The 25,478-nt window shown below is 50.8% G+C and carries 13 protein-coding genes; 8 read left to right on the top strand and 5 right to left on the bottom strand.

Translation table 11 applies throughout. The annotated features are described in order from the left end of the window. Positions 1 to 105 precede the first annotated feature (105 nt). The 3 genes from ACYVF1_RS05785 to ACYVF1_RS05775 all read left to right on the top strand — a co-directional run bounded on the left by ACYVF1_RS05785 (position 106) and on the right by ACYVF1_RS05775 (position 4,440). Positions 106 to 1,614 (top strand): tagaturonate reductase, encoded by a 1,509-nt coding sequence (locus ACYVF1_RS05785; RefSeq protein WP_461076520.1) that lies wholly within the window; start codon positions 106 to 108, stop codon positions 1,612 to 1,614. A 269-nt stretch (positions 1,615 to 1,883) separates the two neighbouring features. Then, the gene (locus tag ACYVF1_RS05780; RefSeq protein ID WP_461076518.1) at positions 1,884 to 2,876 is read left to right on the top strand and encodes a GRP family sugar transporter; all 993 of its coding nucleotides are present in this window, start codon (positions 1,884 to 1,886) and stop codon (positions 2,874 to 2,876) included. A gap of 106 nt (positions 2,877 to 2,982) precedes the next feature. Further along, positions 2,983 to 4,440, top strand: coding sequence for a sulfatase family protein (locus tag ACYVF1_RS05775; protein WP_461076516.1), 1,458 nt, complete (start codon positions 2,983 to 2,985; stop codon positions 4,438 to 4,440). A gap of 12 nt (positions 4,441 to 4,452) precedes the next feature. Here the strand turns inward: ACYVF1_RS05775 and ACYVF1_RS05770 are convergent, their stop codons facing one another. Then, positions 4,453 to 6,183 (bottom strand): DUF885 domain-containing protein, encoded by a 1,731-nt coding sequence (locus ACYVF1_RS05770; protein ID WP_461076514.1) that lies wholly within the window; start codon positions 6,181 to 6,183, stop codon positions 4,453 to 4,455. A 186-nt stretch (positions 6,184 to 6,369) separates the two neighbouring features. Here ACYVF1_RS05770 and ACYVF1_RS05765 point away from each other — a divergent pair, with 186 nt between their 5' ends. Further along, positions 6,370 to 6,969, top strand: coding sequence for a hypothetical protein (locus ACYVF1_RS05765; RefSeq protein ID WP_461076512.1), 600 nt, complete (start codon positions 6,370 to 6,372; stop codon positions 6,967 to 6,969). Positions 6,970 to 7,057: 88 nt separating this feature from the next. Here ACYVF1_RS05765 and ACYVF1_RS05760 read toward each other — a convergent pair whose 3' ends face one another. Continuing rightward, on the bottom strand, positions 7,058 to 8,281 hold the full coding sequence (locus ACYVF1_RS05760; protein WP_461076510.1) for an FAD-dependent oxidoreductase: 1,224 nt from the start codon (positions 8,279 to 8,281) through the stop codon (positions 7,058 to 7,060). A gap of 352 nt (positions 8,282 to 8,633) precedes the next feature. Between ACYVF1_RS05760 and ACYVF1_RS05755 the strand changes: the two genes are divergently transcribed. Then, complete coding sequence (locus ACYVF1_RS05755; protein ID WP_461076508.1) at positions 8,634 to 9,764, top strand: acyltransferase family protein; 1,131 nt, start codon at positions 8,634 to 8,636, stop codon at positions 9,762 to 9,764. 127 nt (positions 9,765 to 9,891) lie between these two features. Next, on the top strand, positions 9,892 to 10,377 hold the full coding sequence (locus tag ACYVF1_RS05750; RefSeq protein ID WP_461076506.1) for an ankyrin repeat domain-containing protein: 486 nt from the start codon (positions 9,892 to 9,894) through the stop codon (positions 10,375 to 10,377). A gap of 27 nt (positions 10,378 to 10,404) precedes the next feature. Here the strand turns inward: ACYVF1_RS05750 and ACYVF1_RS05745 are convergent, their stop codons facing one another. Next, on the bottom strand, positions 10,405 to 11,589 hold the full coding sequence (locus tag ACYVF1_RS05745; protein WP_461076504.1) for a hypothetical protein: 1,185 nt from the start codon (positions 11,587 to 11,589) through the stop codon (positions 10,405 to 10,407). A gap of 45 nt (positions 11,590 to 11,634) precedes the next feature. Then, entirely contained in the window at positions 11,635 to 12,537 is a 903-nt protein-coding gene (gene rbsK, locus ACYVF1_RS05740) for a ribokinase (RefSeq protein ID WP_461076502.1), read from the bottom strand. A gap of 84 nt (positions 12,538 to 12,621) precedes the next feature. Here rbsK and ACYVF1_RS05735 point away from each other — a divergent pair, with 84 nt between their 5' ends. After that, positions 12,622 to 13,065 (top strand): DMT family transporter, encoded by a 444-nt coding sequence (locus ACYVF1_RS05735; RefSeq protein WP_461076500.1) that lies wholly within the window; start codon positions 12,622 to 12,624, stop codon positions 13,063 to 13,065. Between the two features lie 5 nt (positions 13,066 to 13,070). On the opposite strand, the gene ACYVF1_RS05730 is transcribed toward ACYVF1_RS05735, so the two are convergent. Beyond that, on the bottom strand, positions 13,071 to 13,823 hold the full coding sequence (locus ACYVF1_RS05730) for a hypothetical protein (protein WP_461076498.1): 753 nt from the start codon (positions 13,821 to 13,823) through the stop codon (positions 13,071 to 13,073). Positions 13,824 to 14,447: 624 nt separating this feature from the next. Between ACYVF1_RS05730 and ACYVF1_RS05725 the strand changes: the two genes are divergently transcribed. Then, on the top strand, positions 14,448 to 25,088 hold the full coding sequence (locus ACYVF1_RS05725; RefSeq protein ID WP_461076496.1) for an SdrD B-like domain-containing protein: 10,641 nt from the start codon (positions 14,448 to 14,450) through the stop codon (positions 25,086 to 25,088). The last annotated feature ends 390 nt before the right edge of the window (positions 25,089 to 25,478 follow it).

The raw sequence follows: 25,478 nt of genomic DNA, 5'->3' as shown, positions 1-25,478 counted from the left end.
GCCAAGTAGTTCGTAATATTGCTGAAATATGAAAAAAATAGAGTTCAACTTTATTTATAGTTAATTAAATCAATGCTTGCTGAGCAAAAAGTCACCCAGCCGACCATGTCAAAACTAACCCGTTCGATACATCCAGCGCCTGTCTTTCCTGAGAAAATTCTCCAGTTTGGCACTGGTGTTTTACTACGTGGCCTGCCCGATTATCTGGTCCAGAAAGCCAACGCAGCCGGACGGTTTGGTGGCTCCATCGTTATTGTAAAATCGACGGATGGACAGACCGACGAATTTTCTCAACAGGATAATTTGTATACGGTTGCCGTTCGGGGTGTTCAGCAAGGGCAGCCGGTTTCCGAAACAACGATTGTGTCAGCTGTCAGTCGGGTTTTGGCCGCACAAACTCAGTGGAAAGAAATCCTGATGCTGGCCCGGAATCCTAAACTTCAAATTGTAATCTCGAACACGACCGAAGTAGGTTTGAACTACGTCGAAGAAAGCATTTTTCAGCAGCCTCCCCAGTCGTTTCCGGCTAAACTGACGGCTTTTCTGTATGAGCGTTTTCGAAGTGTAGGTGGATCACGTGCCAAAGGTTTAGTGGTGATTCCAACCGAACTCGTTACCGACAATGGTCTTAAACTGCGCGAAGCCGTTGAAAAACTGTCGGAATTCAACGAGCTGGGAAAACTGTTTACCAAGTGGCTCAAATTCCACGTTCGATTCTGTAACTCGCTTGTCGACCGCATTGTGACGCGCCCAACCGAAGAGGCCAAGCAAGCGCTGCAGCAGGAAGCTGGTTATGAAGATGAGTTGCTAACCTTCACCGAGCCATACCACCTGTGGGCTATTGAGGGCGATGACCGGGTTCGGCAAACGCTCACGTTCGCGGATGCGTCTACTCCGCAAATTATCATTGACGAAGACATCAATTTCTACCGGGAGCGCAAACTTCGCGTGCTGAACGGTTCGCATACCCTGACGATGCCGTTGGGCTATCTGCTGGGTCTGGAAACCGTTGCCGACGAGATGCGTCACCCGAGTATGAGTCGGTTTATCGAATCGCTCATGCTCAACGAAATTGTGCCCACCGTACCAGATTATGGCATCCCAGGCATGGACAAAGAAGCCGTGACTCAGTTTGCTCATGACGTACTCGACCGGTTCCGGAACCCCCACCTCGACCATTTGTTGCTGAATATATCGCTTCAGGAAACAGCCAAAATGCAGGCACGTAACGTAGCGAGCATCCAGCGGTACTTCGAAAAATTCAATGCAGTTCCCAAACTCACGGCACTGGGTTTTGCCGCTTATCTGCTGTTTATGAAAGCGGTACGTGAGGAAAAAGGGCAATTCTTCGGTGAAATCAACGTAGCGGGTGGCGGTGTGCTCACGTACCCAATCCGCGATGACAAAGCGGGCTATTTCTACGGCGACTGGAAAACCGTCAAAAAAGCTACCCCTGCAACGGTAGACGCCTTCGTGAAAAGTGTTCTTTCCGACAAAACCCTCTGGCAGGCAGACCTTACAACGTTGCCTGGTTTTACTGAGGCCGTAGCCGAATACCTGAACGCCATGCTGACGTCGGGCGTTGAAAAAACGTTAGAAAACGCGCTTTCTTAAGCACACTCATTACGTAGCAATATCCCGGCGAGGGTACGTATCAGGACAATGGTTTTGATACGTATCCTCGCCGGGATATTTGTATAAAACGGCTCGATTATTAAGACATGGTTGGTTTCACGCGCTAAATTTTTACTAATAATATTGACTAATAAGTACAACACAAGTTACACATTTTCATAATTTTATCTCTTTAGTTTATTGTTATTATTAATTGCATACTTTTATCAGTTGATTGACTGACTTCTTATCCTAATCCTTCTCCCTCCATGCTCACCATCTCTTATTATCCGCTAGCTGTAGTGGTCTGCTTTCTGACTATGCTTTGTTGGGGCTCCTGGGGCAACATGCAGAAACTAACGGCCGCAAAAGTTCCAACTACTATTTTCTACCGCGATTACACCTATGGAATTCTCTTATTAAGTCTGCTTTTGGCTTTTACTCTCGGAAGTTTTGGCTCCCACGGACGCGCTTTCCTACCCGATTTTCGTCAGGCCAGTACAACAAGTCTGGGCTACGCTGTGGTTGGTGGCGTTATCTTTAATATTGCCAATATTCTGATTGTAGTAGGCATTGAACTGGCAGGCCTGTCGGTAGCGATGCCTGTCGGTATTGGACTGGCTCTGATTTTAGGGGTCGTGGTCAATTATATTTTCGCGCCGGACGGAAGTGTCCCCTTGCTGTCGACGGGGGTTTTGGCCATTTTTCTAGCGGTCGTTTTTAGTGTTATGGCCTATCGTTCAAAGGCAGGTTCTAATCAGCCAATTAGTATGAATGGCCTGATTATCTCGCTAATAGGAGGTTTTCTAATGAGTTTCTTCTTCTATTTTGTGGTGAAATCCATGTCCATTGACTACACAAACCCAACGCCGGGATTTCTGACGCCATATACGGCCTTAGTGGTATTTGCAGTAGGTGTTGTAGCCAGCACTCCTCTGTTTCTTCCGCTGCTACGTCGCTTTGCCAGCAAGCCTGCCGATAGCGAAATTTATTACTCCGACGTTAAGCGCCGTTGCCACCAGCTTGGTATGTTGGGCGGAATGATCTGGTGCTTAGGCTTGGCGTCGAGTTTACTGGCATCGGGTGCGGCCGGTTACGCAATCAGTTACGGCCTGGGCCAGGGCGCGACGATTATTGCCGTACTGTGGGGAGTATTTTTATGGCGTGAATTTCGGGAGGCACCCACTACGTCTGGTCGATATCTGATGATAATGGGCTTTTGCTACGTTCTTGGATTAGCATTGATTATCTCTGCGAAGTAACGTAGCACTCAAAAGCGTCTGCTACGTATATTGCGGGAACGTAACACGGACATGCTGACGCATCAGCATCCTTTCAGCGTTACGTTTCTGCAAACTTTTGCCCGGCATGAAACCCTTACTATATAGCTTGTTTTGCCTGACAATAGTCGGGGTTTTTTCCTGTACAAAACCAGCTGCATCACCTCCAAATATCCTGTTCATTCTGGCCGATGACTGGAGCTACCCGTATGCAAGTGTTTACGGCGACACTACGTTGAGAACGCCAAATCTCGACCGACTGGCGCAGCACGGCACTGTTTTCACGAATGCTTTTTGTGCATCTCCCTCATGCACTCCTTCACGGGCGGGCATCCTGACCGGGCGCTATCCGCATAATTTGGGTGAAGGTGTCAATCTGGTTGGGCGGCTCGATCACCGGATTCCAACGTATGTGCAATTGCTGAGCAAAGCCGGTTATTCCGTTGCTTTCGACCGGAAAGGGTGGGCGCCGGGCGATTTTAAGAAGATGGGGTACACCGAAAATCCGGCGGGCAAAACCAGAAATTTTGATACGTTGCTGGCTCAATTACCAGACGATCAACCCTTCTTTTTTTGGTTCGGCACGAACGATCCGCACCGGCCGTTCAATCTGGGCGATGGAAAAAAAACGGGGATTGATCCCTCTAAAATTCACTTACCCGCTTTTTTGCCCGATGTAGCAGACGTCAGAAATGACGTAGCAGATTATTTATCAGAAGTGGAGCGATTAGACCGCGAAATTGGCGAACTGCTCGAAAAACTTGAAAAATCGGGTCGACTGGAAAATACCATCATTGTGGTGGCTTCGGACAATGGGATGCCGTTTCCGCACGCCAAAGCGAATCTGTATGATTATGGGACGCACGTACCACTCCTCATCAGTCGGTTTTCCGATAGCGTAAAACAGCCCGAACGTAACGATTCCTTCGTAAACCTGATTGACCTGATGCCCACCTTTTTAGATTGGGCAGGAATTCAGGAGCGGCCCCAATTGGATGGCATCAGTCTGGTGCCTGTGCTGGCGGGTGAGAAAACTGTTCATCGACCGGAGGTTTTTCTGGAACGCGAACGTCATTGCCTCTGCCGGCCGCAGTTCAACTACGGAGCCGGTTATCCGATGCGGGCCATCCGCACAAAAGATTACCTGTACATTCGGAATTTCCGGCCCGACCGCATGCCCGCTGGTGATGAAGCAATGCCTAATACACCTTCAGTTTTTGGCGATGTGGATGGCGGTCCTACCAAAGTGTTCATGATGGATCATCGGAACGAACCCATGGTAAAATCGCTGTTTTCGGCAGGTTTCGCCCGCCGCCCGGACGAAGAGTTGTACATTCTGAAAGACGACCCATATAATCTGCGAAATCAGGCTACTAACGCTACGTATTCAGCCATAAAAAAGGATTTGCAGCAGCGACTTTCTAATTGGATGAAACAGGAAAATGACCCGCGTCAGAACGGTGGTGGCGACCAGATCGACCGGTACGAAGCCACTACTCACGCCTGGATTACGAGAACCGGGATGATTTTGCTGGACGAAAAATAAATGACAAAAATGTCATTTGGCCGTTTTAATGTAATTATCAACCAGCGTTTCAAGTACCGGCATTGTTACGGTTCCCTGACCTAAAATCAGATCGTGGAAGTTCCGAACGTCGAATTTATCGCCAAGTTCACGCTGCGCTTTCTGACGTAACTCTTTAATTTTCAACTCACCAATTTTGTAAGCCAGCGCTTGGCCCGGCCAGGATATGTACCGATCTGTTTCGGTCGTGCAATCGTGCACGGATAACGCGGTATGCGAGGTCAGGTAATCGATAACTTGCTGACGTGTCCAGCCTTTAGCATGAATTCCGGTATCGACCACTAACCGACACGCTCGCCACATTTCAAACGTCAATCGGCCAAAATCGCTGTAAGGGTCCTGATAAAAGCCCATTTCTTTACCAAGCCACTCACAATACAGCCCCCACCCTTCGCCAAACGAATCGACGTACAGGCTCTTTCGGAACTCGGGCAAACCGGTTAATTCTTTCGACAAGGCCGACTGCAAATGGTGCCCTGGAACGGCTTCGTGCAGTGTAAGCGATTCGAGTGTATAGAGCGGTCGGCTGTTCAGATTGTACGTATTGACCCAGTAATAGCCAGGCGTTTTGCTGCCCAGCGGTGCCCCAACGTAGCGGCCGCTGGTGTATTTGGGAGCCAAGGCATCAGGCACGGGCGCAACGCCATAGGGTTGTCGGGGAAGCTTTCCGAAGTAAGCAGGCAGTTTGTCGTCGGCACTTTTGGCAATAAAACTGGCTTCTTTGAGTAGCTGAATGGGGGTTTTGGCATAGAACTGCGGGGCGGTTCGCAGGAATTTCAGAAAATCCTGAAAAGAGCCTTTAAAGCCCGTTTTGGTGATAATCGCCTGCATTTCTTTTTCAATACGCTCCACCTCGCGCAGTCCCATCTGATGAACATCATCAGGCGTTACGTTGAGGGTGGTGTAATACCGAACGCGTTGCTGGTAATACGTCTTTCCGTTGGGCAAATCATAGGCAGCCGTGGTTTGCCGAGCGCCGGGTATGTACTCCTTATCCATGAACTCGCCAAACAGTTTATACGCCTGAACGGCTCCTTCCATTACCGCCTTTTTTCCGGCCTGCTGCAACTGATTCCGCTCTGACTCAGATAATGTCGTAGGTAATTTCAGGAACGGCGCATAAAAAACGCTACGTGTCGGGTCGGTGACGATGTGGTTCTGATACGTTATTTCGTAGCCTTTCAGAATAATTTTAGGCGCTGTAATTCCAGCTTTGAGCCCCTGCCGCATTACCGTCACTACGTTCCCCAAATACGTCGGCAAGGAGTTGAGTAATCTTATATACGTCTCATAATCAGCCGCTGTTCGGAACGTCAGGTAATTCGGCACGAACGAAAGGCCAATGTGTGGCCCGTAATCTGAAGTGAGCGGATTTAGATATGATTTCAGTTCGTGTTCATCGACGTCTTCCTGCAAGGTGTAACGTAGCAATTCCTTATTCACCTGATCAGCCTGCGAGAGTGATTCGGTAGGAATGGCGTTGAGCCGGGTCAGTTGCTGTCGATAAAAGGCAGCCTGTCGACTAAACGTTGTTTCGGTATAATCGCCCATCGACTCAATCTGGGTTTTGAGACCCGCAAAAACGGCTTTCATGGGAAACTCCCTTAGCTGAAAAGCCCATGTGCTGTCGATAATTTGGTGGAGTTGCTGGGTTGGCGATTGGGCGCGGGTATATGCATAACTACATAGCGCAAGTGCGCTCATAATGAGCAAAGTGCGGAACCGGGAAAGCATGGAAGTACGATGGATGATTGCTCTAAAATAGCAATAACTGGCAATAAAGCGGATAGAAATTAGTGGGATGTTGCAACGTAAGCGTAAATTTGACCGTATAAATCAGACATACGGGTTATTGAACAAAACCACGCTTGCCCTCAAACATTTCTTTTCATGCAAAAACTGTTCGCTGCTTTATTACTTTTAGTCGCTCCCCTTGCTAAAGCCCAGGAATTTAATCACTTCAAACTGAACGCTTACGTAGGATATGCCCTCCCCTTAAATACGTCGGGGGGTAAGAGCGGGTTTGTATACAGTGTTGAGCCACGCTACCACTTATCCCATCAGCTGGCTATCTGTCTTCGTTTTGAACAGGCGTTTATTCAACGGTCTGAAATTCTGAACAACAATCTGGAGTACGCCAGCCAGGCGAAGCTGAATACATCTGGAGCTATAATCGCTAATTATGCTCTGGGAAACAAGACGTTACAGCCATTCATTGGCATTGGTGCGGGGCTGTTTCATATTGACCCCAGCACGCAATTGCTCAATGGCCCGAGCAGTACGATTTATCGTTTCACCCTACCAGCTCAGAATCTGATTGGTGGTATCATTCGTCTTGGCGTTAACTATTCTGCTTTAACGGCCGAAATTGCGGGCAATATTATGAACGATAGTTCCATCAATTACGTGAGCATGAATAGCGAGCTGATTGGAAAGAATACGTACCTGACCGCTAAAGTTGGTTATACATTCGGCGGCAAACAGCGCTGATACGTTGTTTTATACTAACCTGAGCCCTTCTCTAAGGTATTGGTTGGCTGCGCTTAACGACGTAGCACGCATACATTTCCCAAAACCGTTACGTTCGGATGTGTTCAGGGCGCGGGCCGATACCGACTAAATAAGCCGGAATCCGTCGAAGAAACGGTACGTGTTGGAGCAGCCAGAAAAAGGCCGACGGAATAACTGTTGCGCGCGTAGTCGATGCGTTGATAAGTCGGCGATGTACGGCAATCTGCCCCGACTGAATCACCCGTACAGGCCACATCCGACGGCACTGTATCTGAGCTAGTTCGTCGATACGTACTGGCCCTTTCTGAAGGGATTTTGCCAGTTGATTAGCCGTGGCAACGGCGTCCTGAACGGCCAGATTCACGCCAACGCCACCCGCAGGCGACATGGCATGGGCAGCATCGCCAATGCATACTAAGCCGGGTTTATACCATTGTCGCAACCGGTCGATTTTGACGGTCAGCAAACTAATTTTATCCCAGGAATCCAGTTCGTTTACATAACCACCAACGAACGGAGCCAAAGCTCTAATATTGGCCTGTAGCTCGGCCAGACCGCGATTTTTCACTGTTTCAAATTGGCCTTTTGGAATGAGAAAGCCGCACTGGAAGTAATCGTGCCGGTCGATAAGCACCATGAACTTATCACCTTTCACATATCCCAACGACTGCTCACCAACGGCCGGATCTTTCGGAATACGCATCCACAATACGTCAATCGGCACTCCAAAATCCTGTACCGCCAAACCTGCTTTCTCCCGAATGATTGAATGGCGACCGTCGGTAGCGACTACCAGATCAGCTTTGATACGTAGTTCGCCAGCGTACGTAGCGGCTTTGACACCGTTAATGTTTCCGTCTTCCTGCAGTAAATCAGTTGCTTCGGTTTCCATCAGCAACCGAAAGGAGGGAAAGTGTTTCGCTTTGTCGGCCAGAAAATTCAGGAAGTCCCACTGCGGCATGAAGGCGATAAACTTACTACGTGTGGGTAAATGGGCAAAATCGGCGATAGGAATGGTTCTGCCTTCGAAAGTAAGCTGAACACCCCGAAGCTCCTGATGAGGTAAGGTTAAAAATTCGTCCAGTAAACCCAACTCGGCCAGCAACTCCAGTGTAGATGGGTGAATCGTATCTCCGCGAAAATCACGCAGGAAATCCTTATGTTTTTCCAGCACCACCACCTCCACACCCGTACGAGCCAGCAAAAAGCCGAGCATCATTCCGGCTGGTCCTCCCCCAACAATGCAGCATCGGGTTTGTATCGTTTCGGGTTGCTTTGTAGTCTGATCCATCGTAGTATGAAGTTGATCTTAAAACGCGCAATTGTACCGAATGGTTGATACCCGGTTGGTCCATAGCTGGCTCAGGTTGCGGTAATGTGACCTGACTATCCGCTACGTAAAACAACTTACAAGACCTGTTACCTGGACTCTCAAACTTGGGCTGGCTATAGTAATCACCTGTGTGCAGGAGCCATAAAATGATACTATCGATATGTCCTGGGTTGTGTTCAGGTTTGCGTCGGATGACTAAAAAAGGCGTAATTGCGTTTTATTGAGTAGCAGAAGTGGGTCGGCACAGCAATGAAATGGCGTTCAACCCTTCGCAATTTTTCTCATATGTTTTTCAACCAAATAAGGCTCAGTGTCAGATAACAGCATCTCTGCTACTGCATTCGCAGACACAAAACCCCACTACAACTTACTCGACGGATTACGCGGAGTAGCTGCATTAACAGTTGTATGTTTTCACTTATTTGAAGCTTTTGCAACGAGTCATATAGACCAAAAAATCAATCACGGCTATCTGGCGGTTGATTTCTTCTTCATCCTGTCCGGCTTTGTAGTTGGCTATGCCTACGACGACCGATGGGATGCAATGACTATAAAAGACTTTATCAAACGTCGATTTATTCGCCTGCATCCTATGGTAGTTATGGGGGCTATCATCGGCGCTGGCGTATTCTATTTTCAGGGTTGCGCTGCCTGGGACGTTTCAAAAGTATCGGTAACCAGACTATTGACAGCCACTTTTATCAATGCTGGTCTAGTTCCGGCAACGACCGATTCTGAAATTAGGGGAGTTGGTGAAATGTATCCGCTGAATGGACCGAGCTGGTCATTATTTTTTGAATATATCGGAAATATCCTATACGCCTTCTTTATCCGTAAGTTTCCGACTAAAGCCCTTGCCTTTCTAGTTCTGCTGGCAGGTTGCGGATTGGCAGCATTTGCCATCTGGGGGCCCTACGGCGATATCTGCGTCGGCTTTTCGCTAACTGAAGAAAATATAATTGGCGGTTCGTTACGTCTGTTATTTTCATTTCCGGCAGGACTGCTGCTCGCCCGCGTATTTAAACCCATCAACATAAAAGGGTCATTCTGGATAGGTAGCCTGGCCATTGTCAGTTTATTGGCAATACCGCGCATCGGCGGTAGTGAACACTTGTGGATGAACGGGGTATACGACTCAATCTGTGTCATGCTTATTTTTCCTTTACTGATTTACCTGGGCGCTTCCGAAAAGACAACACACAGATTAACAGTCCGACTGTGCAAATTTTTGGGGGATATTTCGTACCCGTTGTATATGGTACATTACCCCTTTATTTATTTGTATTATGCCTGGGTCAAAAATGAGAACCTCACATTCGCGCAATCGTTTCCTGGTGCCCTGGCGCTGGTTATTGGTTCTGTAGCGCTGGCTTACGCCTGCTTGAAATTGTATGACGAACCTGTGCGTCAGTATTTAACGAAGCATTTTTTACGAGTGTAACCCTAATCTGTCGGCAATTTTACGTTCTGACTGCTCAGATTACCCAACGTAATTTGCGTTACTTTTCAGAACAAACCATCCATTGTTGGGTGTTACGCTAGTCGATTACTTACTCAAACGCTTTCGTATGTCGTTATATTCAGACCGTCCTGAAGATTTACTATTTGATGCTGCCCGCAACGGCGACGTTCGTTCGCTGAATCAACTCATTGATAATGGTGCGGAGGTAAACATTCAAAATGAAAAAGGATTCACGCCATTAACACTTGCGGCCTACAGCGGTCAACTTGAAGCGGTTCGCGTTTTGCTGGATGCGAACGCTGATGTAGATACGCAGGACGTAAGCGGCAGCACAGCGCTGATGGGTGTTTCGTTTAAAGGCTATACGGATATTGCCCGGCAGTTGATCGAAAGCGGAGCCAGCCTGAATCTGCAAAACCGAAATGGCGGCACGGCCCTGATGTATGCCGTTATGTTCGGTCATACTCAACTGGTTAAGCTGCTGCTCGACCACAACGCTGATACGTCCATTCGCGATGGCCAGGGGCAAACCGCTCGTGATCTGGCGATTCAGAAAGGGAATCAGGAAGTTCTACAATGGCTTGGCGTGTAAGTCAGAAACGCCCTATTCTTCCGCTTTTTATTCTTTCTCAAGCAATAAAAACATTTCAGCGGCTTGCCAGGCGTGCGGGAAAGCAACTTTTTTCTTCGCCAGCGTCTGCTCAAGCACGGTCAGACCGGGGTAATGGGCATCACTGGCATGCTGCTCCCAGGTAAGCGGATAATCGAGGTTGCCAAGCATCCCTCGCTTCTGCCCGAAAAAATGATCTTCAGCCCAGACCAGATAGGGAGAATTAATACCCGACGATTCTTCGATTTGCTTCCCCGGCACGTGTTCATCTTTGTAATCGCACCAGAACAGCGACGAATAACTGTCGTATTGCTTCGGAATAACGTATGGGTCGTCAAGCCCAAGCTGTTTCAGCCCGTACTTTAGCCATTTGGTCTGAAAAACAGGATGTTCAGCAAAATCTGTTTTGCCAAGTATGTAGTTTTCTTTCCGAAACTGACGTACCGAATCCAGCACCATTTGAACAGCCGGATGGGTTTTATCAGACACTAATGATACCAGAAAAAGTACCTCGCCCAGATTGTCGGCTTCGGGTCTTCGGCGGTTATTTCGGTCGAAGGGGTCGCGAATGGCCAAAATCCAGTCCCGAATCAGGGGAAGATTATTAGTTTGACGTAACACCTTGGCCATCAGAGCAGCATCGCGATAATGGGGTTTGAAATACACCAGAAAATTGGGTACGGGTCGGCCGTTTATTACGTTGATAAGAACTTCCTGGTGCAGCACACGTAGCACCGGTCCGTAGGTTTTATCGGCAAAACGCGGCAATTCGATTCGGCTTCGGGTACCGGGAATCAGTTTGGGGCGCTTGGCGGGCTGAAGCAGCCATACGCCGGTTTCGTCTTCACGAATCTGAATAATTTGCCCGTCGGCCAGGGTCAGGTGTACTACGTATTCCGATGGCACAATGATTTCCTGTTTCACCACCCACTGTTCTTCGATATTCCCTGTCAGCGCGTTGAGCAATCGACCTTTTCGATAAATGAGTTTCAGCCGATTCCCCATGCCGAACATAAAGAATTTCAGATCAGGCAGTTCATGGTGATTTTGGTGCTCTTGCCGAAGCAAAGACAGGTTCTTTCGATACGTTCGCAAATCTTCCGCCGGGTTGGGAAGCATGGCGGGCGGAACAGGTCTCTGCGCTGATGCTGAAAGCGTTACGAGGCACAGAAGCAGAAACCAGAGGGTTTTCATAAATTAATATTGAGCGTTCGAAGAATGGAGTTAAATCACTACGTATCAGCTAATTTCATCACGAGTCGGCATGGATGCCTGAGCCCCCATGCGTGTCACCGAAAGCGAAGCGGCTTTGCAGGCGAACGTAACGGCTTCGACCCAAGATTGCCCCTCGGCCAGCGACACGGCCAGCGCTCCGTTGAAGCAATCGCCCGCAGCCGTTGAATCGACGGCGGTAACGCGCGGCCCCGAAACCAGTTGTTTCACGTCATCGGTGGATATGTAAGCGCCTTTGGCTCCCAACGTAATGACTACGTTCGAAATACCCAATTCACGCAGTTTTTGCGCGGCTAGTTCAGCGGTTGCTACGTCGGTTACGCGAATACCCGTCAGGAGTTCGGCCTCGGTTTCGTTGGGGGTAATTAAAAACAGATGGGCCAGTAAATCAGACGGTAACGTTTGAGCAGGAGCTGGATTCAGGATAACCCGCAAGCTTCGTTCAGCGGCTTTCTGCGCTACGTATCCAACGGTCGGCAGGGGCGTTTCGAGCTGGATTAACACAATGGCGTTTGGCTCGGCTTGTTGCAGGGCGACATCCGTTTCGGTGGGTTGCAGGTTGGCATTGGCTCCGGGGGCAACGGTAATGCAATTTTCGCCAGCAGCATCAACATTTATCAGCGCCACTCCCGATGGATATTCCGAATCAGTTAGTATAAAGTCGGTACGTATGCCTTCCTGCCGAAAACCGGTAACGGCCTGTTCACCAAATACATCGTTACCAACTTTGGCGACAAACGTTACGTCTCCGCCTAAGCGGGCAGCGGCCACGGCCTGATTGGCGCCCTTTCCTCCCGGATTCATCAGAAACGTACCACCCAGAACGGTCTCGCCGGGGGCAGGTAACCGATCAGACTTAACGACCATATCGGTATTCGAACTACCAATCACCAGAATCTGGTTTGCCATACACTGAAACATTTTACGTCTGATCACAAATTTATCCAGCCCGCGGTATAAGACAAGCCATGTACCCTGTCTACCTTTACGGCCATGAATTACCTGTATATTTTCCTTGCTTTTCTGGTTGGTCTGGCCATTACGGTTCAGGCCGGTGTGAACGCCAATTTACGCCAGGCCATGGGCAATCCAATTCTGGCAGCGGCCATTTCGTTCGGATCAGGATTTATCGTGCTGGTGTTGCTGTTTCTGGTGACGGGCGGCACAAACCCTCCGGTCGAAAGTATTCGGCAGGTGAGTTGGTGGAAGTGGATGGGCGGACTTATGGGCGCAATTTACATGATAACTGTAATCGTGAGCGTCCCCAAAATAGGCACGGCTAACCTGGTGAGTCTGAGCGTAGCAGGCCAATTAATAGCTGCGCTCGTGCTGGATCATTACGGATTTATGGGCTTCACCCTTCACCCGGCTAACGGCTGGCGACTGCTGGGTATCGGGCTCATTATTGGTGGCGTTTTGCTGGTGGTCCGTAACTAAATCGGCTATTTCCCTCCTGCCGTCAGAATAATTACCGTTGCGGCCACAGCGAAGGCCAGCCAGCTAAACCAGAATACCCGGAGGTCGCGTTTGCGCTCATCGGGCGTCATATCCCGGCGTCGCTTGGGCCGTCTCTGAAACGTTCTTTTCAGATAGTATATGGCAGCGGCCAGCCCACCCATGCCTGCATACAGCGTCAGCGCGGCAATAAAGCCATAGCCTGCACAGAGTATGTTACAGGCCAACGCAGCCATGATGTACGCCCCGGCTACTCCCAACAGCGCCAGCAATACGTATCCAATTCTCCTGCCGCCAGCGTTTTCGGGTTCGTCTGACGTATTGACTTTACGATCAGCGTGATTTTCAGAACGTAGCGAATTCCCACTTTCCAACGTATCGCGCACCACCTCAATACGTCGGCTACCCAACACCTGTTGAGTCGATTGAGCCGGGCTACTTTGATGGCCCCACGTACCGCCCAGCAAACCAAAAAAGAGAAAATTTGCGAAGAAGGCCAGAGCCAGGCAGGTACGTCTGCGCCAAAAATCATCCGTAGCAGCTTGAAAGGCAGAGCGATACGTAACAATTACAGCAGCCAGCAACAGCCACATACCCCATTGCAACCAACGTAGCGGAAAACTTTCCAGTACGGTGGCGCCCAACGATATACCGTTGAAAGCGTTAAAAAATTCACCCAGAATAATTAAAGCAATTGCAAGCGTTTTGTGGCGGCTTGCCCAGTAGGAAATATGTTTCATAGTAACAGGAGGTACTATTTGTAGAAAAGTCTTTAAAAACTACCAGCGTATAAATCTATAACCGCTTAACTCACCGACGTATCGAGGGCTTGATTTAGCTGCGGACTATTCGTTCGGTGGTTTATTTTTTTCAACCCGTTAAATAGTGAGCCGATCGATTACGACAAGCCTCGTCGGAGGCACTTACTACGTATCAGATCGATACGTTAATCACTTATTGTATACTCAGAAAATATATTGATTTAGCCCTTTTCGGCTGTTGATGGGCGTTCTTATTCTTGTTCCTATATAAGCTAATTAAGGCGAATAGTGTTATAGAAAGTGGAAAATTCACAAACAAGCTTTATACGATACTCACAATTTCAGTTCATAAATCATCTGAATTTCTGGGCCTTTCTTCTCTGGATGAAAAGTATTTCTTGTTAAACATTTTACTGATAATCAATCGATTAAGCAATTTTCTAATTATTTAATTAACAATATATAGCATATTATAAATATAATTCAGCATTTAAGATACCATTTATCATATATAGTTCACTTATTTGATACTGGCACAGAATTTGTGCTCCGTGCTAACGCCTTATAGCCCAATCAGGCTTTAACCGTTAAATAACTAACTATATGCCTACCTGTATTACCATCTCATCACTAAACGAGAAGCGGATACGGTTCTTCTTTTCAGGCAAACTACCCAGAACCATATTAATCGGTATTTGCTGGATCTTTGGTATGCTGTGCCCGCTTCTTGTTAAAGCGCAATGCACAACGACTACCACGGCTGCAGTAACCATTACGAACGGTAACGACGATGCGACTGAGATAAATGGAACCGTTAATACCAACTCGCCCGGACTACAATTAGGCGGTCGGTTGATTGGGCTTCGGTTTGCGTCGGTTGCTATCCCTAAATCGGCTACCATCACCAGCGCTTACATTCAGTTTACGAGCGCGGGTACCTACACCGACGATATTGCCAACGTTGTCATCAGAGGGCATAACGTAGCAAATTCCACTTCCTTTACGGCTGCTGCTTCATCGGATATTTCAAATCGATTCAATACCCAGTCCACCAGTGCTGTCGAATACTGGGGCAATGGAGCTGACTGGAACGATGGCGAAGCTGGCCCTAACCAGCGCACAACCGATCTGCGAAACATTGTTCAGGAAATCATCAATCGGCCCGACTGGAACCCCTCGAACCCCATTACACTGCTTTTAGATACCAGAGCCAACGGCTCAACAGCTACATCAGCCAAATCCGTAGAATCTTTCGGTAATGCTGCCCCTCAACTAGTGGTTACGTATCAGCTCACCACAACCATCGGCGTTACGGCTACCGTTTCGGGCTGTTTCAATACTACCGCCGGAAGCCGGGCAACGATAACTGCCGAAGTGAACTGGACTAACGCTCCGCTGGGCGACAGCATCATTGTTCAACTGGGCGGTCAGCGCCGGGCGTTTTTACCGGGTGTAAATGAAATTCGGTTTTTCGACCCAATCGATAATAACCCAACGCCTGTAAACCTTGAATTTGCCTCTCCACAAATCGTTACGTTCGAAGTTCCTGCTAACGGCGCGGGTGGCACCATCACGACGTATATCAAAAGTAGTTCGGCCTGTTCGGCGTCGACTTCTTTCACGGCTCCGCCCGCCTGTGCGCCCTTGACCTGCACGCCCGGCACTGACCTGAGCGGTACGGCTTATAATGATTTTAACGCGGATGGAATCAAGAATGCAGGTGAAACCTCGGGGGTTCCGGACGTTACCGTTACGGCCATCGACTGCGCCGGTACGTCGTTTACGACGGTTACTAATGCGCGCGGACTATATAAATTAACCATCCCAGTGGCGAATTACCCAGTGCGGGTCGAGTTTGGCAATCTGCCGGCTGGTTACTCGGCACAGGGCACCCAGAATGGTGTAGACGGACGTACTACGGTACAATTCGTTTCTGCACCCGACTGCACCATCGACCTGGGCATGTTAAACCCTGTAGATTATTGTCAGTCGAATCCTAAGTTATTTGCGACCCGTTACGTGAACGGGAATCCGCTGGGTGGCGGTATGGCTGGTTCAGCAACGGCTTTTCTGGCGATTAACGATGCCGATAGTTCAGTATATAACGCCGGTTCGGGAGCATATACCAATACCGCGAATCCGACTCAGCTGGCCACGGCGGCTCAGGTTGGCGCGCTTTGGGGCGTTGCGTATAACCGGCAGACCAAAACGATTTTTACCTCGGCGGTGCTACGTCGGCATGCAGGTTTAGGTACGCTGGGTCTGGGTGGCATTTACGCCATCAATACCGTCACCAATGCAGTTACGAACTTCCTGACTGTTAACTCAAGCCCTCTTGGGATCAACTTAGGCACGATCGGCACCAATGCCGATCGTGGTCTTCCCAATGATACCACGGCTAGCCGGGATGCTGGTGTTTTTTCCCAGATCGGTAAAATCGGTATCGGAGGATTGACCATTTCAGGTGATGGCAATCAACTTTACTTCGTTAACTTAAACGACAAACAGGTTTACGGATTGGACATTACGGCTTACAACAGTGGTGGCCCTGTGCCCGCTACGTATACGTCGTACCAGATTCCGAATGGCTGTACGGCTGGCAGCAGCAATTCCCGTCCCTGGGCAATCAAATACAATCGGGGTAAGGTATACGTCGGCGTGGTCTGCGATGGATCCATTTCCAACAATCGGTCGGATATGCGCGCTTACGTGTATGCACTCGACCCATCGACCAATACCTGGACTACTACGTTTAATTTCCCCCTCACCTACCCGAAAGGCCCCGGTGAGCTTTTCGACGACGTAACAAAAGGGACAAATTCGAACAACTGGCGCACCTGGACAGACTCGTTTGCGGCCATCACGCCCGACGGCAAAACCCTAGCCCGCAGCCAGCCGATCCTGACTGGAATTGAATTTGATACCGACAATTCGATGATTCTGGCTTTTGCCGACCGCACTGGTTTGCAGGGTGGTGGCAACAACTATGGCCCGAACGACGGCGATACGAAACGATACAACACCATCAGCGGTGGCGAACTGCTTCGGGTTGGTTACCGCAATGGCATCTACACACTGGAAAATAACGGCAGTGTGTTAGGGCTGAGAGGTGCTTTCCCGAATGGCAATCAAGGACCGGGACTAGGCGAATTTTACAACGATAACGCCAATTTTGAAGGCCCTTATCTGGGTTACGGCGAAAATGCGCTGGGTGGACTGGCGCTACGTCCTGGTTCGGGGAATGTCATTGCAACGGCTATGAGTCCGCTGGGAATGGCGGGCTATTCGTTCGGATCGAGCGATGTAAATTTGGCGAATGGCTTCCGTCGTCTTTCGAACACAAACGGGACCATTCAATCGACCTACGTTGTTTACCAGTCGGCAAGACAGGACCATTCGCAGAACACGGCTGGTTTGGGCGATGTAGAATTGGGTTGCGCACCAGCCAGCTTCATCGAAATCGGCAACCGCGTCTGGACTGATTCCGACAAAGACGGTATCCAGGACCCTTGCGAATCGGCGCTGAATGGAGTTAACGTAGCACTCTACAAAGCCGGTACGTTGATAGCCACCACCATTACCAACGCCAACGGCGAGTACTATTTTTCGTCGAAAAGCAAACTGCTGACCGGAGCCTGGAGTGGTGTGGGTGCCGATACGACGTTGCTTCCGAATACAGCTTATCAGGTTGCATTCGGTACAGGTGGCCAGTTTACGGGGGGCGCTCTGCACATCAGCGGACGACACTATGAACTTACGTCGGCCAACAGCACGGCTCCAACGGCCAGCACGCTGAACGATTCAAATGCTCAGTTAGCCACCGTAGCGGGCAGCAACCTCCCGACCGCCAACGTAACAACGGGTGCCCTGGGAACTGTTAACCACACGCTCGATGCCGGGTTTATTTGCACAACCATCAGCGTAGCTAACATAACCGCAACGCCTGCCAGTTGCACTGGCGCAGGTGCCAACACCAATGCCAGCATTACGCTCACCGGCGTACAGAACGGCGAAAAAGCCTTTATTTACACCAGCTCACCCGCGCCTTCGTACACGGCAACGGGCAGCCAGCCTATATCAGCTTCGGCGGTTTCGTTTACGGGTCTGGCGAATCCATCCGGTGCAGCGGGTCAGAACTATTCGATTATTATTTACAACGGCCCTGGCTGTTTTACAGTGGTTTCGGCTACGTTGCCCCAAAACAACTGCGCCGGTTGCACCGTGAGTCTGACGGCAACGGCAGGCCAATGCTCACCCGCAACGAACACCTTCTCTACATCGGTGGTCATCCGCGTAGCCAGCACGGTGACGGGTACGGTGACCGTAGCTGATGGACCACTTAGCCAGACGTTTGCAGCTACGGCGGGTACGACTACGTCATACACCGCTGTATTTAACAACCTTCCGGCCAACTCAGCGGGACGTATCGTTACGGCTACGCTGCCCGGTTGCGCCAGTGCAACCACTACGTATTCGTCGCCCGCTTCGTGCTCGGCACCGGTCTGCTCGCTCACGGCCACGGCAAATCCTGGTCAGTGTACACTGCCGAGCAATACGTATTCAAATACGGTATATATCCGGGTAGCCAACGCCATTGCCGGTACGTTAACCGTAACGGATAATGGTCAGACACAAACCTTTACGACCACAACTAGCCCTGCTACGTATACAGCTACTTTCAGCGGCTTATCGTCGAACGGTAGTTTGCATACTGTATTGGCTACGTTGCCCGGCTGCGCCACGACAACCACCATGTATAGCGCACCCGGCTCCTGTACGCAGCCAAGCGGAGCCCAAGTGACGCTGGACAAGGTTGTCGACAAATCAAGAGTCGACGCTGGTGGCACACTTACTTACACCATGTCGGTGTCGAACACAGGCACGGCTACGGCATCAACTATTGTGGTACGTGACTCACTGTCAACGGGTTTAGTATTCCTTGGAACCACCAGCTTACCAGCTAATACTACGTTTACGCCGGGTTCGCCCATCAGCACCTGGACCATCCCAAGCCTTTCGGCCGGGCAAAGTTTGTCGATGACGTATCAGGTGCGGGCCGATAGCTCAGGCATCATGTATAACCTGGCTACCATTCCGGGCGATACAGCGGTTGCTTGTTCGTCAGTACCTTATGTTGTCTGCACGGGCGATGAATACACATTTGAATTAGTTGCTGCGCCGGGTCGTTCGAGCTATCACTGGTATAAAGACGGTGTAGAGATTGCGAACAATAACTCCAACATTCTGTATATCACCGCTCCTGGCGCTTACAGTCTGGCCGTTGATAGCGAATCTGGTCTGTGCCCTGATTTCAGTTGCTGCCCCTTCATTGTGGAAGAAGTGGCTTTGCCATCGTTCACAGCTACTACCGTAGCGGCTACTTGCTCAGGGGGTTCCGCGCAGAATAATGGCCAGATCGTGCTAGGCAATTTGCAGTCGGCCAATACGTTTCAGTATTCGTCAGGATCTGATTTCAATCCGGCGGCTTCTTTATCAGGACCGGCTCAGTCGATTCCGAATAGCGGAATTATCGTTAATAACCTGGCGAACCTTGCTTCGGCTCAGACGTACACGATCCGCGTTTACAACCGGGGCACCTGCTACACCGACGTAACGGTGACGCTGAACCCGTCGGCCTGCTGCAGCATGAGCGCCGTAGCCAGTGCCGGACAATGCTCGCCAGCCACCAATACGTATACGGCTACGGCAGTAATCACGCTAACTAATTCAACCACTGGCACATTGACGGTCACGAACGGCCCTCGCAGTGCTACGTTCGCCGTAACAGCCGCTGGTACGGCATCGTATACCGCTACGTTCCCGAACATGACCGCCGACGGCGCGAGCCATGCAGTGGTTGCTACGTTGCCGGGCTGTGCGTCAACCACTACGGCCTACACGGCACCTGTTTCGTGTTCGGCGGCTCCTGTATGCTCGTTGACCACCACCGTTACCCCTGGTACCTGTTCATCGGCCATGAATACATATATGGCTACGGTGAATGTTAGGGTACTTAACTCGAACGGCGGTATTCTTACGGTCACGCACGGAGCCCAAAGCCAGGCCGTTAACACGACTACCAACAGCGACTTTACGTACACCGTTGTGTTTAACAATCTGGTATCAGACGGAGCTAGCCATAGCATAGTATCTTCACTGCCAGGGTGTTCTACCGTAACGACTACGTACACGGCTCCGGCTTCGTGCTCGGTGGCGCCGGTTTGCTCACTCACGGCAGCTACGTTTACCGGCCCTTGTGTGGTAGCTACCAATACGTTCTCCAACACGGTTGTCGTCAATCTGACCAATCCAACAGCGGGCGTACTGACGGTTGTGGATGGGCCTAATAGTGCTACGTTTGCTACGTCGGCGGCCAGCGCAGGCTCTTACACAGCAGTTTTTGCGGGGCTGGTTTCCAATGGTAGCAGCCATACGGTGGTGGCTACATTACCCGGTTGTTCGGCCACCTCAATTGTGTACACAGCTCCCGCTTCGTGCTCGGTAGCCCCTGCCTGCTCTTTAACCGCTAACGTAACGGCAGGAGTCTGCTCCACGGCGACAAACACGTATTCGGCGACAGCGGCCGTACAGGTGGCCAACGCAACAGCCGGTATATTAACCATTACCAACGGCGCACAGAGTGTGACGGTGGCGACAACGGCAGGATCCAATGTTACGTATAACGCCGTCTTTACGAACCTGATTTCGGACGGAGCCAGCCATACGGTAGTTGCTACCCTGCCCGGCTGTTCCAGCACAACCACTACGTATACGGCCCCGGCTTCCTGCTCGATCACCCCAATCTGTTCGGTGACGGCTTTGGCTCTGGCTGGTCAGTGCGATCCGGCGACCAGTACGTTCTCCAGCACCGTTGTCGTTAATCTGAATAATCCGATAGCAGGGGTACTCACCGTTACCGACGGACCAAACAGTACCACGATTGCCACTACAGCTACCACAACGGCTTCGTATACAGTGGTCTTCAACGGCCTGCTGGCGGACGCATCCAGCCATACGGTGGTGGCCAGCCTGCCAGGTTGTTCCAGCACAACCACTACGTATACCGCTCCGACTTCGTGTTCGATAGCGCCGGTTTGCTCGATGACCACCACAGCGGTGGCAGGCGCTTGTTCGCCAGCTACCAATACGTATTCGACAACGGCCGTGATCACCCTGACCAATCCGATAGCCGGTACATTAACCGTTACGCACGGCGCGTTAAGTCTGACCTTCGCCACGGCGAATGTAAGCACCGCTACGTATACGGCCGTCTTCACGAACCTGATTTCGGACGGAGCCAGCCATACCGTCGTAGCCATGCTGCCCGGTTGTGGCGGCACCACGACTACATACACGGCCCCGACGTCATGCTCGGTAGCACCCGTTTGCTCGCTGACGGCCAACACGTCTACCGGCACCTGCGATGTAGTCACCAATACGTTCTCCAACACGGTTGTCGTCAATCTAACCAATCCAACGGCGGGCGTACTGACCATTGTTGATGGACCTTACACGGCGACCATCGCCACGGTTGCAACGGGTTCGGCTTCGTATACAGCAGTATTCCCCGGATTAATTTCTAACGGCAGCACCCACACGGTGGTCGCCAGCCTGCCCGGTTGTTCGGCGACGACCACTACGTATACGGCTCCGGCTTCGTGCTCGATAGCGCCGGTTTGCTCGCTCACGGCGAACGTAACGGTAGGTACCTGCGCCACGGCGACCAATACGTATTCCGCTACGGCTCTCATTAGTTTAGCCAATTCAACGACTGGCGTACTGACCGTCACCAACGGAACGCAAAGTCTGACCTTTGCTACGGCGAATGTGGGCAGTGCTACGTATATAGCCGTTTTCAATAGCCTGATTTCAGATGGAGCCAGCCATACGGTGGTGGCCAGCCTGCCCGGTTGTTCGACTACAACTGCTACGTATACGGCTCCCGCTTCGTGTTCGGTAGCGCCAATCTGCTCGCTGACGGCTTCGGCTTTGGCTGGTCAATGTGATCCGGCAACCAGTACGTTCTCCAGCACCGTTGTCGTGACTTTGGCTAATGCGCCAGGCGGTGTGTTGACCGTGACAGATGGCACGCAAAGCCTGACGTTTGCTACGGCAGCGGCCAGCACAGCTTCCTATACTGCTACGTTCAATGGTCTGGTTTCCGATGGAACCAGCCATACCGTTGTGGCATCGCTACCCGGTTGTTCGACTACAACCACTACGTACACGGCTCCCGCTTCGTGTTCGGCAGCGCCGGTTTGCTCGCTCACGGCGAACGTAACGGTAGGCAACTGCTCGACCGCCACTAATACGTATTCGGCTACGGCCCTTGTTCAATTGACAAATCCGACAGCGGGTACGTTGCTCGTAACCAACGGCGTTCAGAGCCTGACTTTCGCTACAAGTGCGACCAGCAGTGCTACGTTCGCGGCTGAGTTTACCGGCCTGGTTTCGGATGGAGCCAGTCATACGATAGTTGCTACGTTGCCAAACTGTTCAACAGTTCTTACGACGTATTCGGCCCCAAATGCCTGTACGATGGCTCCGACTTGCTCTTTAACCGCGACGACAGTTGCCAGCCAGTGCGATCCAGCAACCAATACGTTCTCCAATGCCGTTATTATCAATCTGGCTAACGCTCCAGCCGGTGTGCTGACCGTAACGGACGGTACCGAGAGCCTGACGTTTGCCATCGCATCCGCTGGCACAGCTTCGTACACCGCTACGTTCAACGGGCTACTCTCCGATGGAACTGTCCATACGGTTGTCACTACGTTACCTGGCTGCTCTACAGCGACTACTACGTATACAGCCCCCGCTTCGTGTTCGGCAGCGCCAATCTGCTCGCTCACGGCGAACGTAACGGCTGGCGTTTGTGCTTCGGCGACCAATACGTATTCCGCTACGGCAATTGTGCAGTTAACGAATCCGACGGCCGGTGTGCTGACGGTTACCAGCGGTGCACAGAGTCTGACATTTGCGACGACAGCAACCAGCAGTGCTACGTTCGCAGCCGTGTTCGACAATCTGATTTCGGATGGAACCAGCCATACGGTAGTCGCTTCCATGGCGAACTGCTCGACCGTCTTTACCACGTATACGGCGCCGGTTTCGTGCTCGGCCAGCCCGGTTTGTAGCCTAACAACCAGTGCTGTGGTAGGGTCTTGCGTGGGCGGGCTTTACTCCTCTACCGTAGTTGTTCAGATGACCAATCCGCCAGCGGGCATTCTGCGCGTAAATGATGGACCATTCCGCTCGTCTGAATTCGCGGTGAACGAGACGACAGGTACAATCAGCGTAACGACTGTATTCAACAGCCTGACAGCCAATGGATCTACTCATTTTGTGGGGGCAACCATTACCGGGGCAACGCGGACCTGCTCGGTGCAGAGTTTTTCCTACGTAGCACCTTCATCCTGCATACCACGTATCGCGGTGACGGCAATACCGAGTGCGTGCGATACGCCAACCAACAGCTACAGCCTCACGGGCACCATCTCGCTAACCAATGCGTCGGCGGGCACGATTAACGTATACATAGATAATGTAAAATCAGTTACCATTGCCGTTACCGATGGCGCTACGTCGGTCCCCTACTCCATCACGGGCCTGGCCTCTGGAACAGGCAGCCACGTAGTAGGTGTTGAATTGGGGACGATAGGTTCCAGCACAACTTACGATGCACCAGCAGCCTGTTCGGTGAATCCGGTTTGCAGCCTAACCGCGACGGCTACACCCGGTCTCTGCGTAAATGATGTGTATTCATCTACCGTAATTGTTCAGATGACGAACCCACCAGCGGGCATTCTGCAGATTAACGATGGGGTTTACAGTTTCATGACCAGTGTAAGCGAGGCAACAGGTACGGTTAGTTACTCGGCAGTCTTCAATAATCTGTCAGCTAATGGCGAAATCCACGCCGTAAGCGCCACTTTTGAAGGCAACGTACGGACCTGCTCGACGCAAGGTTCTTCGTACACGGCTCCTTCGTCGTGCCTATCACACATCGCCATTACAGCGATACCGAGTGCGTGCGATACACCGACTAATAGCTATAGTGTTACGGGCATCATTTCGTTGACCAACACGCCGGCAGGTACGATTGACGTCTATGTCGACAATATAAAATCGGCTACGATTCCGGTTGGTTCAGGCGTTACGTCAGTCCCCTACTCGATCACGGGATTACCTTCTGGAACAGGTACTCATACGATCATAGCGGTATTAGGCACGTTAACATCCAGCACGACTATCAGTGCACCACAGGCTTGTTCGGGTTCAGGTTCGGGATCGGTTACCGTTGGTCTGAGCCTTACCGACCCACCGCAGTGCGTACCGGGTACCAATACGTATAACACAACGGGGGTGGTAAGCTTCACCAATGCGACGAATGGCCTATTGACCATCACGGATGGCACGAGCACAACGACAGTGAATGTCACTACCGGAACAACGTCTGTGGCGTATTCCTTCTCTGGACTAACCACCGGCACCGGTACGCATACAGTAGTGGTAACGTATCAGGGGCAAAGCATCAGCGTAACGTACGAAGCGCCAGCCGCCTGCCCTGCCGACCCTGTCTGCTCACTCACGGCAACGGCTACAGTCGGCGCCTGTGCAACGGCCACCAATACGTACTCGGTGACGGCTCTCGTTACGTTAACGAATTCGACAACCGGTACATTGACCGTAAGCAACGGCGCGCAAAGCCTGACGTTTGCGACAGCGGCCAGCAGTACTACGTTCGCAGCCGTCTTCACTAACCTGCCTTCGGATGGGCTTACGCATACAATTGTTGCTACGTTGCCGGGTTGTTCCAGCACCACGGTGGGTTACAATGCGCCGGTTTCCTGCTCTAACGTTTGCAGTCTGTCGGCTACGGCCGCTGCCGTACCGGTTACGTGCGCCGGCAGTACACCGCAATCGAACGGCAAAATCGTCGTCAATGGTTTCTCAACCGGTGATACGTATCAATATGTCCTGGGTGGTACGTTTGGTTCGGGCATCCTGCTGTCGGGGCCACCACAAGCAATCCCCGCTGGCGGAGTGATTGTCAGCAACCTGCCAAATCCAGCTACATCGCAGGCTTACACGGTACGTATCTACAAAGCCGGAATGCCAAGCTGCTTTATTGACGCAAGGGTGTTGCTGATGCCGACCGTGTGCGGTTGTCCAGCTGATATTTGTGTACCGTTTGTCATTCAGCAAACCAAACGCGCCAAACGTATCGGCGATCCGCGATAAGTAGTAAAGTCAATTTCGAGATTCCTAAACGGCCAGCAGCCAATCATGAATTCATGATTGGCTGCTGGCCGTTTATATCATTTTATGATACAGATATCATCAATCGGCATAAATATTGTGCTTGTTACTGTTTCGCTGAAGCAGTCGCAAATCCGAAAAAATTAGGTTTGCCCACCCTACCACAAAATAAATTTTGTGAATGTGACGCTCGTCGGTGTCTTTCTCCAAAGAATAAGTCCAGAAATGATCATTTGTCCTGCTGAGGAACGAAGCAGCTTAACGTTTAATTAGGGTGCCTTAAGATGCTTCGCTCCGCAGCAGGAAGAAGCGCTGTTTTTAGGGTATAATTAACTTTTTATCTCCTACTTCACAGCAATACGAATCATTTAT

The sequence above is a fragment of the Spirosoma flavus genome (assembly GCF_054778555.1).
Note: the sequence above shows the minus strand (reverse complement) of the source record. Positions and strands in the feature narration are given on the sequence as shown.

What these genes read in the sequence shown, in the direction of transcription:
- ACYVF1_RS05750 (WP_461076506.1), top strand. Translation starts at nt 9,892, where the DNA reads ATGTCGTTATATTCAGACCGTCCTGAAGATTTACTATTTGATGCTGCC.
- rbsK (WP_461076502.1), bottom strand. Translation starts at nt 12,537, where the DNA reads ATGGCAAACCAGATTCTGGTGATTGGTAGTTCGAATACCGATATGGTC.
- ACYVF1_RS05775 (WP_461076516.1), top strand. Translation starts at nt 2,983, where the DNA reads ATGAAACCCTTACTATATAGCTTGTTTTGCCTGACAATAGTCGGGGTT.
- ACYVF1_RS05780 (WP_461076518.1), top strand. Translation starts at nt 1,884, where the DNA reads ATGCTCACCATCTCTTATTATCCGCTAGCTGTAGTGGTCTGCTTTCTG.
- ACYVF1_RS05725 (WP_461076496.1), top strand. Translation starts at nt 14,448, where the DNA reads ATGCCTACCTGTATTACCATCTCATCACTAAACGAGAAGCGGATACGG.
- ACYVF1_RS05735 (WP_461076500.1), top strand. Translation starts at nt 12,622, where the DNA reads ATGAATTACCTGTATATTTTCCTTGCTTTTCTGGTTGGTCTGGCCATT.
- ACYVF1_RS05770 (WP_461076514.1), bottom strand. Translation starts at nt 6,183, where the DNA reads ATGAGCGCACTTGCGCTATGTAGTTATGCATATACCCGCGCCCAATCG.
- ACYVF1_RS05730 (WP_461076498.1), bottom strand. Translation starts at nt 13,823, where the DNA reads ATGAAACATATTTCCTACTGGGCAAGCCGCCACAAAACGCTTGCAATT.
- ACYVF1_RS05745 (WP_461076504.1), bottom strand. Translation starts at nt 11,589, where the DNA reads ATGAAAACCCTCTGGTTTCTGCTTCTGTGCCTCGTAACGCTTTCAGCA.
- ACYVF1_RS05765 (WP_461076512.1), top strand. Translation starts at nt 6,370, where the DNA reads ATGCAAAAACTGTTCGCTGCTTTATTACTTTTAGTCGCTCCCCTTGCT.
- ACYVF1_RS05785 (WP_461076520.1), top strand. Translation starts at nt 106, where the DNA reads ATGTCAAAACTAACCCGTTCGATACATCCAGCGCCTGTCTTTCCTGAG.
- ACYVF1_RS05760 (WP_461076510.1), bottom strand. Translation starts at nt 8,281, where the DNA reads ATGGATCAGACTACAAAGCAACCCGAAACGATACAAACCCGATGCTGC.